15 protein-coding genes and 1 other RNA gene are annotated in these 14,598 nt (G+C 65.2%); 8 read left to right on the forward strand and 8 right to left on the reverse strand.

From position 1 onward, the window contains the following. Positions 1 to 4: 4 nt before the first annotated feature. A complete protein-coding gene (mraZ, locus tag ACFFJK_RS05085) occupies positions 5 to 433 on the reverse strand; it encodes a division/cell wall cluster transcriptional repressor MraZ (RefSeq protein ID WP_379678051.1) in 429 nt (142 codons plus the stop codon). Positions 434 to 935: 502 nt separating this feature from the next. On the opposite strand from mraZ, the gene ACFFJK_RS05090 reads away from it, so the two are divergent. Further along, on the forward strand, positions 936 to 1,886 hold the full coding sequence (locus ACFFJK_RS05090; protein ID WP_379678052.1) for an AAA family ATPase: 951 nt from the start codon (positions 936 to 938) through the stop codon (positions 1,884 to 1,886). A 28-nt stretch (positions 1,887 to 1,914) separates the two neighbouring features. Here ACFFJK_RS05090 and ACFFJK_RS05095 read toward each other — a convergent pair whose 3' ends face one another. From ACFFJK_RS05095 to rnpB, 4 genes are all read right to left on the reverse strand, one after another. Beyond that, entirely contained in the window at positions 1,915 to 2,175 is a 261-nt protein-coding gene (locus ACFFJK_RS05095; RefSeq protein ID WP_379678053.1) for a hypothetical protein, read from the reverse strand. Then, positions 2,172 to 2,807, reverse strand: coding sequence for a PH domain-containing protein (locus ACFFJK_RS05100; protein WP_379678054.1), 636 nt, complete (start codon positions 2,805 to 2,807; stop codon positions 2,172 to 2,174). Before ACFFJK_RS05100 ends, ACFFJK_RS05095 begins: the two co-directional genes overlap by 4 nt. 104 nt (positions 2,808 to 2,911) lie before the next feature. Continuing rightward, entirely contained in the window at positions 2,912 to 4,399 is a 1,488-nt protein-coding gene (gene glpK, locus ACFFJK_RS05105) for a glycerol kinase GlpK (RefSeq protein WP_379678055.1), read from the reverse strand. A gap of 47 nt (positions 4,400 to 4,446) precedes the next feature. Beyond that, an RNA gene (gene rnpB, locus ACFFJK_RS05110) (RNase P RNA component class A) lies at positions 4,447 to 4,785 on the reverse strand. A gap of 308 nt (positions 4,786 to 5,093) precedes the next feature. Here rnpB and ACFFJK_RS05115 point away from each other — a divergent pair. Further along, a complete protein-coding gene (locus tag ACFFJK_RS05115; protein WP_379678056.1) occupies positions 5,094 to 6,797 on the forward strand; it encodes a thiamine pyrophosphate-binding protein in 1,704 nt (567 codons plus the stop codon). Between the two features lie 116 nt (positions 6,798 to 6,913). On the opposite strand, the gene ACFFJK_RS05120 is transcribed toward ACFFJK_RS05115, so the two are convergent. Continuing rightward, complete coding sequence (locus ACFFJK_RS05120) at positions 6,914 to 7,111, reverse strand: hypothetical protein (RefSeq protein WP_379678057.1); 198 nt, start codon at positions 7,109 to 7,111, stop codon at positions 6,914 to 6,916. Between the two features lie 49 nt (positions 7,112 to 7,160). Then, positions 7,161 to 7,325 (reverse strand): hypothetical protein, encoded by a 165-nt coding sequence (locus ACFFJK_RS05125; protein ID WP_379678058.1) that lies wholly within the window; start codon positions 7,323 to 7,325, stop codon positions 7,161 to 7,163. Positions 7,326 to 7,369: 44 nt separating this feature from the next. On the opposite strand from ACFFJK_RS05125, the gene ftsY reads away from it, so the two are divergent. The 4 genes from ftsY (at position 7,370) to rpoH (ending at position 11,471) form a co-directional block, all read left to right on the forward strand. Further along, a complete protein-coding gene (ftsY, locus tag ACFFJK_RS05130) occupies positions 7,370 to 8,497 on the forward strand; it encodes a signal recognition particle-docking protein FtsY (RefSeq protein ID WP_379678059.1) in 1,128 nt (375 codons plus the stop codon). A 14-nt stretch (positions 8,498 to 8,511) separates the two neighbouring features. Further along, a complete protein-coding gene (locus ACFFJK_RS05135; RefSeq protein WP_379678060.1) occupies positions 8,512 to 9,189 on the forward strand; it encodes a cell division ATP-binding protein FtsE in 678 nt (225 codons plus the stop codon). Next, positions 9,186 to 10,100 carry a permease-like cell division protein FtsX gene (gene ftsX, locus ACFFJK_RS05140; RefSeq protein ID WP_379678063.1) on the forward strand — a complete coding sequence of 305 codons (915 nt, stop codon included), beginning with the start codon at positions 9,186 to 9,188 and terminating at the stop codon, positions 10,098 to 10,100. Before ACFFJK_RS05135 ends, ftsX begins: the two co-directional genes overlap by 4 nt. A gap of 480 nt (positions 10,101 to 10,580) precedes the next feature. After that, the gene (gene rpoH / locus ACFFJK_RS05145) at positions 10,581 to 11,471 is read left to right on the forward strand and encodes an RNA polymerase sigma factor RpoH (protein ID WP_379678065.1); all 891 of its coding nucleotides are present in this window, start codon (positions 10,581 to 10,583) and stop codon (positions 11,469 to 11,471) included. Between the two features lie 93 nt (positions 11,472 to 11,564). Here rpoH and ACFFJK_RS05150 read toward each other — a convergent pair whose 3' ends face one another. Continuing rightward, a complete protein-coding gene (locus tag ACFFJK_RS05150) occupies positions 11,565 to 11,963 on the reverse strand; it encodes a GNAT family N-acetyltransferase (protein WP_379678066.1) in 399 nt (132 codons plus the stop codon). Between the two features lie 193 nt (positions 11,964 to 12,156). Between ACFFJK_RS05150 and yghU the strand changes: the two genes are divergently transcribed. Together yghU and ACFFJK_RS05160 are read left to right on the forward strand one after the other, a co-directional pair. Then, a complete protein-coding gene (gene yghU, locus ACFFJK_RS05155) occupies positions 12,157 to 13,005 on the forward strand; it encodes a glutathione-dependent disulfide-bond oxidoreductase (RefSeq protein WP_379678272.1) in 849 nt (282 codons plus the stop codon). 141 nt (positions 13,006 to 13,146) lie between these two features. Further along, positions 13,147 to 14,520: an alpha/beta hydrolase family protein gene (locus ACFFJK_RS05160; RefSeq protein ID WP_379678067.1), complete on the forward strand. Its 1,374-nt coding sequence runs from the start codon at positions 13,147 to 13,149 to the stop codon at positions 14,518 to 14,520. Positions 14,521 to 14,598: the final 78 nt, after the last annotated feature.

Raw genomic sequence — 14,598 nt, forward strand, 5'->3', positions numbered from 1 at the left:
CGCCTCAGAAAGAGAAGTTGGAAAGCACATCGGGCATGCCGCCGGCCACGGCTTCAGCTTCGCTTTCGGCGAGCTTGGCGGCATCCCAGATCTCGAAATGGGTCCCCATCCCGAGCATCATGACTTCCTTCTCCAGCCCAACGGCGGCGCGCAGCTCGGGCGAAATCAGCACCCGGCCTGCGCTGTCCAACTCGACATCGCACGCGTTACCAAGGAAAATGCGCTGCCATGCCCTGGCCGACATCGGCCAGCCGGCGATCTGCTCGCGGTGCTGTTCCCACACCGGGCGTGGGAAGAACAACAGGCAACCGTGCGGATGCTTCGTCAAGGTCATCCGTCCTTCGCACTGGACCGCGAGGGCGTCACGATGCTTTGCCGGAATCGACATCCTTCCCTTAGCATCGAGATTGATCGCTGACGCGCCCTGGAACACGTATTTACCTAGTCTGGAGAGTTATCAATTTAGTATTTTTTAGTGCTTGCGGTTCCGGAAATCCCCCACAATTCGACACTTTTTCACACTGTTTCCCACTTTATTGGAATCAATGTTGACGGTCAAGCGAATTCGGTCTTTGCAATTCCTAAATTTACTAATGAAACCAAGGACTTAGCGGCATGTGTTAAGGCTTCGCCAAGGTAAAATGTCTCGTAAATCAGTCACTTAGGAAACGGAGTGAAGGTTCCACCTCACTTGTAATGACAACATTTGGTTTGATCTGCCTCATACGGACCTGGTTTGTTTACTTGTGGAAACAAATTTTGGTGTGCAGCATTGCCCGTTTCGACATTGCGGGGCTCGTCAGGAAGGGTTAGGATCAAAGCAAGGCAATGACCCATCCTGCATACGGCCCGCTCGCGGGGTGGCACAGCCGGACGGGGCGGGCCATGCTGGCGGAGCTCGGGTCCTTGCACCCAGGTCTGCCGAGGAGACAGACGTGAGCATCACTCTCGCCCGTACCTGCGCGGTCTACGACCTGATCGAAGTTCAGGAAGCGCTCGACCGCAGCCGCGGCCGCTCCCCGGATCTCGAAGCCTTCTACGAGCGCATGCTGGAAACCGGGGCCGACCGTTTCGTCACCACCCCCTCCTCCATCGACGCCCTCGACCCCTTGTTCGAGGAATGCCCGAATTTCGACGAAGTCCTGGACGACCTGGCGCGCTACCTGCGCCTCGCGCATGCAGGGGACAAGGGCTTCAACGTCATGCCGATCCTGCTGCTGGGCGGCCCGGGCGTCGGAAAAACCCATTTCGCCAAGCGGCTGGCCAAGGTCATGCAGACCGAGTGCGAGCTGATCAGCATGAACGCACTGTCGGCCGGCTTCGTCATCACCGGCAGTTCGGCCAGCTGGCGCGGCGCCAAGTGCGGCAAGGTGGCCGAGCGCCTGGTGCGCGGACAGTACGCAAACCCGGTGGTAGTGCTCGACGAAGTGGAAAAGGCGACCGGGTCGAGCCAGTCGGATCCGCTGGCGGCCCTCTACCAGTTACTGGAGCCGGAAACCTCGAAGGCCTTCCGCGACGAGTTCATCGATGTGGAAGTCGATGCCAGCCGAATCTTCTGGGTGCTGACGGCGAACTCGGTCGAAGGGATTCCGGCGCCGCTGCTCAACCGCATGGCGGTATACGAGGTGCCGGCGCCGACGCCCGAGCAGGCGGCGGGCATCGCCCAGCGCATGGTGCGCGGCCTGGTGCGCGAACTGAACCTGGGTGGCTTCGACGATCACCTGGCCGACAAGGTGCTCGACAAACTGGCGGGGGTGTCGCCGCGCGACCTGCGCAAGACGCTGCTCGATGGCCTCGGCCACGCGGTGGCCGATGGGCGCGCGCATGTCACGGTGGAGGACATCCGGCTGCGCCAGGTGCCGGGCAAGTCGCGCATCGGTTTCTAGATGGGTAAGGTGGTCGGCTCTGCCGGCCCTAGCGGAGATAGGCCTTCAGGACAGCGCTGCTGCGGTTCATTCCTTCCTTGAGGCGCTTTTCGGCATGCAGCGCGTACTCGTCCGGCGTGCCGCCGCCCTGGCTGGCAGCCTTGGCCGCCATTGCCTTTGCCGCGATACCGAAGGCCACGATCGCCTGGTCCCAGGTCAGGCCCGACGCCAGCGCATCCTCGACCACCCGCGCCGAGAGCGTGCCCAGCTTCTGGACCAGGCGCGGATCCGTGTCTCCCAATCTCATCATCTTGCCTCCCATGCGAACGGCGGCATGCCGCGCCACCCTGCAGGGATCATACGGTATCCGGCATGCGATGCCGGGCACGGTTGGGCAACCGGCCAGTCGCGCCGGGTCAGCTGCAGCTGCGCATTGCGCAGCGCCTCCAGCAGCTGTTCGCCCTGCTTCACGCTCACCAGCAGCGATTGCCCGCCCTTCGCCGGCAGATAGACGACGCGCTCACGGTCGGTCATCACGACGAACAGCTTGCTGCGGTCTTCCCCGGTGAAGCGCCCGGCCAGATAGCCCGGCAGGCCGACGCCATTGCTGCGCCAGGCGATCTGCGCCGGATCGATTGCCGCATAGTTGCCGTGGCGGGCGCCCGCCAGGTCGAAGTCGGCGAGCTTGCGTTCGTATTCGCGGAAGTAGCCGGCTTTTACCTGCACTTTGCCGTCGCGCACCTGCAGGCTGTTGCGCGAGACGTCGGCCGCGAGGAAGGCCGTGAACGGCAGGATCAGCAGGACGCAGGCGAGCATGGTCTTGAGGTTGGCCGCGAGCGTGCGGCGGCGTGCAAGCAGCACTGGCAGCAGCGCCGGCAACAGGGTAATGCCGAGCAGGGTCAGGTAAGGTCCGCTGCCGGCGGCAGGGATGTCGAACGTCATGCCACAAGTCCTCCAGGATCACACCGGTCTTACCTTAGCAGATTTGCCAGCTTCCTGATGTGTTCCGGCGGCGCAGGGGCGCTCGCGCAAGCGCGGCGGCGCCCTCAGGGGTTCTCCCACGCCTTGGCGTGCTCGACCGCCCTGCCCCAGCGCGCCAGCAACTCACCGCGGCGGCCCGCATCCATCGCCGGCTCGAAGCGCCGCTCGACCCGCCACTGGCGCGCGATGTCCTGTGCCGTTTCCCAGTAACCGACCGCCAGCCCGGCCAGGTAGGCCGCGCCCAGCGCCGTCGTTTCGAGCACGCGCGGCCGCACCACCGGGATGCCCAGCAGGTCGGCCTGGAACTGCATCAGGAGGTCGTTGCGCGCGGCGCCGCCGTCGGCCCGGATCTCGAGGACCGCGCAGGCCGTGTCCTTCTGCATGGCCGCGAGCAGCTCGGCGCTCTGGTAGGCGATCGCCTCGACCGCGGCGCGGGCGATGTGGGCGGCGGTCGTGCCGCGGCTCATGCCGACGATGGCGCCGCGTGCGTAGGGGTCCCAGTGCGGGGCGCCGAGACCGGTGAAGGCCGGCACCAGCATCACGCCGCCGCTGTCCGGCACGCTCAGGGCCAGCGCCTCCACGTCGCCGGACTGCCTGATGATGCCCAGGCCGTCGCGCAGCCACTGCACCGTGGCGCCGGCCATGAAGACGCTGCCTTCCAGGAGATAGTCGGTCCTTCCCTTGACCGTCCAGCCGACGGTGGCCAGCAGGCGGTTGTGCGACCTGGGGGGCGCGTCGCCGGCGTGCATCAGCATGAAGCAGCCGGTCCCGTAGGTATTCTTGACCAGGCCCTTGCGGTGGCAGGCCTGGCCGAAGGTGGCGGCCTGCTGGTCGCCGGCGATGCCGGCGATCGGGACCGCATGGCCGAACCATTCCTCGGCGGCCAGCCCGACGACTTCCGAACTGGCGACCACTTCCGGCAGCAGCGCCGGCGGGATGCCGAACAGCGCCAGCAGCGTGTCGTCCCAGCGCAGCGTGTGGATGTTGAACAGCATCGTGCGCGCCGCGTTGCTCACGTCCGTGACATGGCGCCCGCACAGGCGGTACACGAGCCAGCTGTCCACCGTCCCGAACGCCAGTTCGCCACGCTCGGCACGCGCGCGGGCGCCGGGCACGTGCTCGAGCAGCCATTGCAGCTTGGTCGCCGAAAAATAGGCGTCGACTTCGAGGCCGGTGCGCTCCTGGATCTCGGGGGCCTTGCCCTGCGCGCGCAGGCGGTCGCACAGGTCGGCCGTGCGGCGGTCCTGCCAGACGATGGCGCGGGCGACCGGCTCGCCGGTGGCGCGGTCCCACAGCACCGTGGTTTCGCGCTGGTTGGCAATGCCGATGGCCGCCACCTGGGATGCCGCGATGCCGGCGTCGCGCAAGGCTTCGCGCGCGCAGGCGAGCTGGCTGTGCCAGATGTCGAGCGCGTCGTGCTCGACCCATCCGGGCCGGGGGAAGTGCTGGGGGTATTCGTGCTGGCTTCTCGCGACCGGGATGCCTTCGTGGTCGAAGACGATGGCGCGCGAGCTGGTGGTGCCCTGGTCGAGAGCCAGGATGTATTTCTGCATCGTTGTCTCCAGCGCCAGGCTGCGGCCCTGACGGACCGTCTGAATTCATGTAAAGCAGGCCGATAGGCCGGATTCTGTGTAGTGGTCTCCCTTGCGGGACGCCCCTATGACAGCCATTCCTCTAGGCGCTGGATTACTCCAGCGCTCAAGCTTCCTACCCGCACGCTCCGCGAGCAACATCAACGCGTGCCTATTTGGAATTGCTCCAGGTGGAGGTTACCGCGTTTCACCGTAACTTAATACGCTCGTCTCTGTGGCCCTGTTCCTCGCCTTATACCTTGCGGCTTTCAGCGGACGGCCGTTAACCGTCACCCTGCTCTGTGGAGTCCGGACCTTCCTCCCGCCATCACCCGAGGGTGACGGCCAGCGGCTGCCTGGCCTGCTTCACGGGGGCATTGTAACCGATTGAGGATGCTGCTGGACGGGTGAAAGGGTTGGTGTCGGTTTTTATGCAAACTTGGGTGCCCGCCTTCGCGGGAACGACGTGCTGAGTGTGCGGGCTACAGAAGCGTTCGCGGCCTTCAGCCATAAACCCGTCGTCCCCGCGCAGGCGGGGATCCAATTCTGTCGCGTTCCACCAAGGTCAAGCTTGCACCACGTTTTCTGAAATTTCGTGTCGCCATTTCAAAATCCTTCCCCACCTCATCCACATAGAATGTTTGGATAGCAAAACCATCAAGGACGAGACCCAACCATGACCCACCCTTCCCGCACCGGCGGCCAGATCCTGGTCGATGCGCTCCATACCCACGGCGTGGACACTGCCTTCGGCGTGCCCGGCGAAAGCTATCTCGACGTGCTGGACGCCCTGCACGATTCGGATATCCGCTTCGTGATCAACCGGCAGGAAGGCGGCGCGGCGTTCATGGCCGAGGCCTACGGCAAGCTCACCGGCAAGCCGGGCATCTGTTTCGTCACCCGCGGCCCGGGCGCCACCAACGCCTCGATCGGCGTGCATACCGCCTACCAGGACTCGACCCCGATGATCCTGTTCATCGGCCAGGTCGGCAGCGACTTCATCGACCGCGAGGCCTTCCAGGAAATCGACTACCGCCGCATGTTCGGACAGATGGCCAAGTGGGTGACCCAGATCGACCGCGCCGACCGCATTCCCGAATACATCGCGCGCGCCTTCCAGGTCGCCACCAGCGGCCGCCCCGGCCCGGTGGTGCTGGCGCTGCCCGAGGACATGCTGGTGACCAAAGCGGCGGTCGCCGATGCGCGCCGCTACCAGCCGGTGCAGGCGGCGCCCTCCTCGGCGCAGATCGCTACGCTGCGCGGCATGCTGGCGCAAGCTGCGCGCCCGATCGTGCTGCTCGGCGGCGGCTCCTGGACCGACCAGGCCTGCGCCGACCTGGCACGCTTTGCCGAAGCCAACCACCTGCCGGTGGGCTGCACCTTCCGCTTCCAGGACCTGCTGGACAACGCACACCCGAACTACGTGGGCGACGTCGGCATCGGCATCAACCCGAAGCTGGCCGCGCGCGTGAAGGAAGCGGACCTGGTCATCGCCATCGGCCCGCGCCTGGGCGAGATGACCACCAGCGGCTACTCGCTGCTGTCGTCGCCGGTGCCGCGCCAGCGCCTGGTCCACATCCACGCCGACCCGGATGAACTGGGCAGCGTCTACCAGGCCGACCTGATGATCGCCAGCGGCGCGCCGCAGGTGTGCGCCATGCTGGCCGCGATGGAGCCGGTCGACGCGACGGCATGGAAAAATACTGTCGAGGAAGCGAAAGCCGACCTGGCCGCCTGGCAGGCGCATCCGCCGATCTTCCGCGAAGGCGGCGCCCCGCTCGACCTGTGGGAAGTGGTGCAGGAACTGATGCGCCAGGCGCCGCGCGACACCATCATCACCAACGGCGCCGGCAACTACGCGACCTGGGCGCACCGCTTCTACCGCTACGGCGGCAAGCGCACGCAGCTCGCGCCGACCAACGGCGCCATGGGCTATGCGGTGCCGGCCGGCGTGATGGCCAAGATCGCCGACCCGCAGCGCACGGTCGTGACCTTTGCCGGCGACGGCGAATTCATGATGACGGGGCAGGAACTGGCGACCGCCGTACAGTATGGAGCCGGCGTCGTGGTGCTGGTCTTTAACAACAACATGTTCGGCACGATCCGCATGCACCAGGAACGCGACTACCCGGGCCGCGTGTCGGGCACGAGCCTGCACAATCCGGATTTCGCCGCCCTGGCGCGCGCCTATGGCGGCCACGGTGAGGTGGTCGAGAAGACCGAGGAGTTCGCACCGGCCCTGCAGCGCGCGCTGGCACATGCGAACGAGCGCAAGATGCCGGCAGTCATCGAACTGCGCTACGACGGCAACCTCATCACGCCGAACGCGTCGCTCGAAACCATCCGCAAGGCGGCGGAAGCGGCCAAGGCCGGCCGCTGATCCCGCATCGTTTGCAGGGTGGACGGCTTGGCCGTGCGCGCGCTCAACCGGCTTACGATGAGCGGCGATGCTTGTTCATACGTAAGCTGAACGCGCGGCCGGCAGAGCCGGCCACCCTACTGGCCCAGGCCGAGTTCGGCCGGCAGCGGGATCGGTTTGTCGAAGAAACTGATCGCCTCGCTCGACGAGTTGGTAAGGAACAATGCGACGAGGGCAATGAACGCCCACACAATAACGTTGCGCAAAGCCGCGGCGCTGCCACCCGTGGCGTCGTCGCCATGGATGAGCCGCTTAAGGATATTCGTGATTCTCACGGTTGGTCCCCGTTGTTCGGTTTTTAGGTTTCCTCTCTCCGTGTTCAATTTAACGCAGTTCGCAATCGTTTTCCAGTTCCGCACTGTTGAGTAGCCTGCCGGTTTCATCAATCACGCAACAGGGAGTTCCTTCGATGCATCTCCAAACGTCGGCGTAGGTACCGAGGGCGGGATCGTCTTGCTGCTCTGGTAAAATATTCGCTACTTTTTTCATCGCCGACGCCAGTCGGCACTGAGCGCAGGATCCGCCCCCACACTATGTTTAGTTTCTTCAAAAGAAAGAAGCCGGAAACCGAGGTCGCCGCGCCGAGCGCGCCGGACTCCGCTCCCGTCCCTGGCGCACCCGCATCCGAACCGGCTGCGCCGATGTTCGTACCCGGCGCGCTGCCTACCGTCTCCACGACCGCGCCGCTGGCTGCGCCGGGCACGCCCGACGCCGGGGAGCTGTTCCCGGAAACCGCCGAACGCCCGACCACCGAGGCGGAGCGCAAGCGCTCCTGGATGGCGCGCCTGAAGGCCGGCCTGTCCAAGACCTCGAGCAACCTGTCGCTGCTGTTCGTCGGCGCGCGCATCGACGAAGACCTGTACGAGGAACTCGAGTCGGCGCTCCTGATGTCGGACGCCGGCATGGACGCCACCGACCACCTGCTCACCGCCCTGCGCCGCAAGGTCAAGGAAGAGAAATTGCTCGACGCTGCCGCCGTCAAGGCCGCGCTCAAGCAACTGATGATCGAGATGCTGCAGCCGCTGCAAAAGCCGCTCGAACTCGGCCGCCACGAGCCGCTCGTGATGATGATCGCGGGCGTCAACGGCGCCGGCAAGACCACCACCATCGGCAAGCTGGCCAAGCACATGCAGCGCTTCGACCAGTCGGTGCTGCTGGCCGCCGGCGACACCTTCCGCGCCGCCGCGCGCGAGCAGCTGATGGTCTGGGGCCAGCGCAACAACGTCACCGTGATCTCGCAGCAGTCGGGCGACCCGGCCGCCGTCGCCTTCGACGCAGTGCAGTCGGGCAAGGCGAAGGGCGTGGATGTGGTCATGGTCGACACGGCCGGCCGCCTGCCGACCCAGCTGCACCTGATGGAAGAGCTCAAGAAGATCAAGCGCGTGATCGGCAAGGGCATGGAAAGCGCGCCGCACGAGACCCTGCTCGTCATCGACGGCAATACCGGCCAGAACGCGCTGGCGCAGGTAAAGGCCTTCGACGATGCGCTGCAGCTGACCGGCCTGATCATCACCAAGCTGGACGGCACCGCCAAGGGCGGCGTGCTGGCGGCGATCGCGCGTACCCGCCCGGTGCCGGTGTACTTCATCGGTGTGGGCGAGAAGCTGGACGACCTGCAGCCGTTCGACGCCGAAGAATTCGTCGACGCCTTGCTCGGTTAAACAGAACGGCACCCATGATCGAGTTCCAGTCCGTCTCCAAACAATATTCCACCGATGCCTACGCGCTGCGCGACGTGTCCCTCGACATCGCCAAGGGCGAGCTGGTCTACCTGGCCGGCCCGTCCGGCGCCGGCAAGTCGACCCTGATGAAGATGGTGGCCGCCGTCGAGCGTCCCACCAGCGGCACGGTGACCGTCAACGGCCAGGACATCGGCCGCATCGGCAAGGCCGGCATCCCCTTCCTGCGCCGTAACCTGGGACTGATCTTCCAGCACCAGCGCCTGCTCAACGACCGCAACATCCTCGGCAACGTGATGCTGCCACTGCTCGTCACCGGCGCCCCCAGGGCGCAGGCCGAGCAGCGCGCCCGCGCGGCGCTCGACAAGGTCGGCCTGCTGGAGCGCGCCAGGGCGATGCCGCTGGAGCTGTCCGGCGGCGAACAGCAGCGCGTGGCGGTCGCGCGCGCCATCGTCAACCGCCCGCAGATCATCCTGGCCGACGAACCGACCGCGAACCTCGACCGCGTGGCGGCCGACAAGGTGCTCGACGCGCTGCGCGCCTTCAATGCCGTGGGCGTGACCTGCGTGATCTCGACCCACGACGACCAGGTGCTCGACAGCGCCGCGGCGCGCGTGATCCGCCTCGAACAGGGACAGCTTGTCGATGCAGCCCGCCCCGGAGGCGCCGTATGAGCCCGTGGTTCCGCCAGCACCGCTTCGCGCTCGGCGCGGCGCTGTCCACCGTGCGCAAGGCGCCCGGGAGCTTCCTGTTCAACGTGGTCGTCATCGCCCTGGCGCTGACCCTGCCCTTTGCCGGCATCACCCTGCTCGACAACGTGCGGCCGCTGTCGCAACAGCTGTCGGTCGATCCCGAGATCAGCCTGTTCATGAAGCTGGAGGCCACCCGCGAGGAAGCCGCCGCGCTGGCGCCGCAGATCCGGGCGATCGCCGCCACGGGCGGGCGCGCGGATGTCGAATTCGTCCCGCGCGAGGAAGCGCTGGCCGCGATGAAGGCAACGAGCGGCCTGGGCGACGTGATCGATACGCTCGGGGAAAACCCGCTGCCCGACAGCTACAAGATGACGCTCGGCGGCAGCGGCGCCGCGGGCCAGGTGGATGCCATGGTCGAGCAACTGCGCTCCCTGCCGGGCGTCGATGTGGTGCAGGTGGATTCGGTCTGGGTCAAGCGCCTCGCCGCGGCCCTGAACGTCCTGCGCCTGGCCCTGCTGCTGCTGGCCATCACGCTCGGCATCGTCGTCATCGCGGTCGTGTTCAACACGATCCGCCTGCAGGTGCTGACGCAGAAGGAAGAGATCGCCGTTTCCAAGCTGCTGGGCGCGACGGACAACTTCATCCACCGTCCGTTCTATTACACGGGCGCCCTGCTCGGCCTGTGCGCCGGCGCCGTGGCGCTGGGCGTGGTGGCGCTGGGACTGGCGCCCCTGAACGGCGCCATCGCCGACTTCGCACGCCTGTACGAGTCCGCGTTCCAGCTGGCGCCGCTCGGCGCCCTGGAAATGGCCGGCGTGCTGGCGATCAGCGCCGGACTCGGCCTGATCGGCGCCATGCTGTCGGTGCAGCGCCACCTGGCGCGGGTACGTTGACCTGACCTGACCGCAGGGTGGAGGGACGCGCCGTCCACCCTGCAACAAGGTTTGCGCCCTCTGGCGAAACTGCTTAGCCGTCCCTCCCTACGCTCAGACGGGTTGAAATCCTACAGAGCGTCCCCAGCGAACGTGCGCCATCCAACAGAAGGCGTCAAGACGCGCCTTTAACCTGTCTTCAAGGCGGTTTTCCAGTACTTCTGGGCTCATTTTTGAGCTGAATCAATCGAATCAAGGTCGTCTGCTCTACAGTGGAAACGACAGGTTTTTGATTCTCTCAGGCAATACTTTAGCCAAACTTAATCGATTCCGGCAAAGCGATGGCTTGCCTAGCACTCACCCCAGGAGAGTGCTAATATATGACTCGAATACAGAGAAAATCAAGGAAAGCATCCAGTAACAGGCGGTAACGCTGCTGTCGCGCGGCATGGGTCCGTGGCACATTGAGGATGCAGCAAGATTACTACGAGGGAAATGAATATGTCCGCACAATCCGCATTGGTTCCAGCTGGAAGTCGTGCTCTGGGACTTGGTTTCACCGGCAATCTCGGCAACATCGACGCCTACATCTCGGCCGTCAACCGTCTGCCGATGCTGTCCCACGAGGAAGAAATCTCGCTGGCCAAGTCGCTGCGGGAAAAGAATGACCTGGAAGCGGCGCAAAAACTGGTCCTGTCGCACCTGCGCCTGGTGGTGTCGATCGCGCGCGGCTACCTCGGCTACGGCCTGCCGCACGCTGACCTGATCCAGGAAGGCAACATCGGCCTGATGAAGGCAGTGAAGCGCTTCGACCCGAACCAGGGCGTGCGTCTCGTGTCGTACGCGATGCACTGGATCAAGGCCGAGATGCACGAATACATCCTGAAGAACTGGCGCCTGGTGAAGGTCGCCACGACCAAGGCCCAGCGCAAGCTGTTCTTCAACCTGCGCAGCAACAAGACCGGCCTGGACGCCATGTCGCCAGCCCAGGTGGACGAACTGGCCAAGATGCTCGACGTCAAGCGCGAAGAAGTCATCGAGATGGAAACCCGCCTGTCGGGCCGCGACATCGCGCTCGAATCGCCGACCGACGACGAGGACGACAAGTTCGCCCCGATCGCCTACCTGTCGTCGGACCAGCAGGAACCGACCAGGGTGCTGGAGGCCGAGCAGGTCACCCGCCTGCAGTCGGAAGGCCTGGAGACCGCCCTGTCGAAACTGGACCCGCGTTCGCGCCGCATCGTCGAAGCGCGCTGGCTGGCCAACGACGACGGCTCGGGCGCCACGCTGCACACGCTGGCCGAGGAGTTCGGCGTGTCGGCCGAGCGTATCCGCCAGATCGAATCGGCTGCGCTGAAGAAGATGAAGGGTGCGCTGGCGGCTTACGTGTAAGCCGGCCTGCATCCCGACAGGAAGAACGGTCTGGTCGCTTCGGCGGCCGGGCCGTTTTCTTTTAGGGCCTGGCGGCAGCAACTGTGGCCCCGGCTAGGCCTGCCATCGCATCAGGGTTTCCGGATGCCCAGTGTGCTCGTCCGGCCGTTCGCCGAACGCGACGAATCCATGCCTTGCATAAAATCGCCGGGCGGCCTGATTGGCCGAATACACGCTCAGTTCGAGCACGCTGCGGCGGGTCTTGGCATCGGCCAGGAGCAGGCTGCCAATACCCCCGGCCTGGCTGTCCGGGTCGACGAACAGCGCGGCCAGCACGTCGCCGTGCAGACTGTAGAACCCGGCTACCGCACCGTCGCGCTCGAATACATAAGTTGTCGCCACGGGCAGATACAGCGTGCGCATGCTGTCGCGCTGTGCGTGCCAGAACGCTGCGTCGATAAAACCATGCGCCTGGACCGATGCGCGCAGCCAGATATCCAGCACCTTCTCCATGTCGTGGACGCATTTTTTCCGAATCACCGGCTCAATCTCCCTGCCGACCTCATGTGGTCACAAAAACTGTAACACGTCTTTCCTCGCCGGCATGCGGTGCGCCGGGCAAACCATCTTTTCCGCTTGCGAAAACGTGTTCGGCATCCCCCGGCTAGAATGACAACTTTCATCCGGCATGTTCAAGGAGACCCCGATGACCGACCCGTACGTCCCACCGAAAGTCTGGACCCCGCCCGCCTCTTCCGGCGGCACCTTCGCCAACATCAACCGCCCGGTTGCCGGGCCGACCCACGAGGCCGCGCTTCCGGTCGGCAAGCACCCGCTGCAGCTGTACTCGCTGGCCACGCCGAATGGCGTCAAGGTGACGATCATGCTGGAAGAGCTGCTGGCGCTCGGCCACACGGGGGCCGAATACGATGCCTGGCTCATCAAGATCAACGAAGGGGCGCAGTTCTCGAGCGGCTTCGTCGAGATCAATCCGAACTCGAAGATCCCGGCCATGGTCGACCGCAGCGCAGTGGGGTCGAATTCGGAACCGGTACGCGTGTTCGAATCGGGCTCGATCCTGGTCTATCTTGCCGAGAAATTCGGCGCCTTCCTCCCGAAGGACGGCGTGGCGCGGGTCGAGACCATGAACTGGCTGTTCTGGCAGATGGGCTCGGCGCCCTTCGTGGGCGGCGGCTTCGGCCACTTCTACGCCTATGCGCCGGAAAAGCTGCAATACCCGATCGACCGCTATGCGATGGAAACCAAGCGCCAGCTCGACGTGCTGGAGCGCCAACTAGCCAACCACCGCTACGTCGCCGGCAGCGAATACACGATCGCCGACATGGCGATCTGGCCCTGGTACGGCGGCATGGTGCGCGGCGAACTCTACGAGGCCGGCGAATTCCTCGCCGTGCACGAGTACAAGAACGTGCGCCGCTGGGCCGACGAGATCGCGGCCCGCCCCGCCGTCGTCCGCGGCCGCAAGGTCAACCGCGTGCGCGGCGAACCGGGCGAGCAGGTGCCGGAGCGGCACGACGCGTCCGACCTCGATTGAGGGTCGTCCGGCACCCGCTTCCGTATTCATGCCAGGTCAGCCCGATTTCATGTCGCCGGAATCGCGGTTCATCCCATTTCGCTGCGGGGACGTACGGGGCTGAGTAAAGTTGTCCATCCAAAAACACAGGATGGACACGACATGAAATCGATACTGTTCGGCCTGGCGGCGCTGCTCGCCATGCCCCCGGCCCATGCCGAAGACGCTGCCGGCCACTGGAAGGGCCGCATTGCCAATTCCCTGGATGTGCTCCTGCAATTTGACAGGACGACGGAAGGACAATGGCAAGGCACGATGGCTGTTCCACAACAGGCCATGAGCACGAAGGTGGATCAGCTGCAGGTGACGGAAGAGCAGGTCAGCTTCCGGCTGGTCGCACTCAATGCCGGCTATGCGGCGCGCTGGAACCAGCAAGGCAAGGTGTGGGAAGGCACCTGGACCCAGCAGGGCCGGACCGTCCCCCTGGTCCTCGCGCGTACCGACGCCGACGCCCGCAAACCGAAGCGCCCGCAGGAAGACGCTATCGCCGCACGCGCGCCGGGCTATACGAGCAGCGAAGTCAGCTTCGCCAACACGGCCGCCGGGCTCACCCTGGCGGGCAGCTTCAGCGTCCCCCATGGCAAGGGACCGTTCCCCGCTGTCGTGCTGGTGCACGGTTCCGGACCCGTCGAGCGCAATGCAAATGTGTTCGAGCATAAGCTGTTTCTCGTGCTGGCCGACCACCTGACCCGCAAGGGCATCGCCGTGCTGCGCTACGACAAGCGCGGCATCGGCAAGTCGACCGGCACCTACAAGGATGCGACCACCTTCGATTTCGCCGGCGATGCCGAAGCGGCCGTGCAGTTCCTGCGCAGCCGTCCCGACGTCGCGCCCGGCCGGATCGGCATCCTCGGCCATTCGGAGGGGGGCCTCATTGCACCGCTGGTGGCGGCGCGCGATCCTGGCCTCGCCTTCGTCGTGATGCTGGCGGCGCCGGGCGTGCGCGGCGAACTGCTCATGGCCGAACAGATTGCCCTCGGATCGAAGGCGAACGGCATGCCCGAGGACCAGATTGCCGGGGAACGCGCATTCCACCGCGCACTGCTCGCCGCCCTGGCCTCGGAACAGCAGCTTGACCTCGCCATCGACAAGGCTCGGCAGGTCGCGGACGCTGCCGAACGCGATGGCACGCTACCCGCAGGCGTCGCCAAACGGCGGCTCCAGCAGCTGGCGACACCCTGGTTCCATCCCTTCCTCAGGCATGAACCCGGTCCCGTGCTGCGGTCGCTGCGCCAGCCCGTGCTGGTACTGAATGGCGAACGCGACATGCAGGTACCTGCCGCCATGAATCTCGGTGCGATCCGCACGGCGCTCAAGGACAACCCACGGGCCGTGGTGCAGGAACTACCCAAGTTGAACCACCTGTTCCAGACCGCACCGACCGGGGCAGTTTCCGAGTATTTCACGATCGAGGAAAGCTTCGCGCCTGCCGCTCTAGATACTGTAAGCAATTGGATCCTGGCGACAGTGAAATAGAAAAATCGGACAGGCCTCCCAGCGTAAAATATCCAAATGGAAAAAATCGCACGAGCGCAAACAGCCACCGAGGCGCCC

Origin of the sequence: Massilia consociata (genome assembly GCF_042432755.1) — a bacterium.
Taxonomy (GTDB): Bacteria; Pseudomonadota; Gammaproteobacteria; order Burkholderiales; family Burkholderiaceae_D; genus Telluria; species Telluria consociata.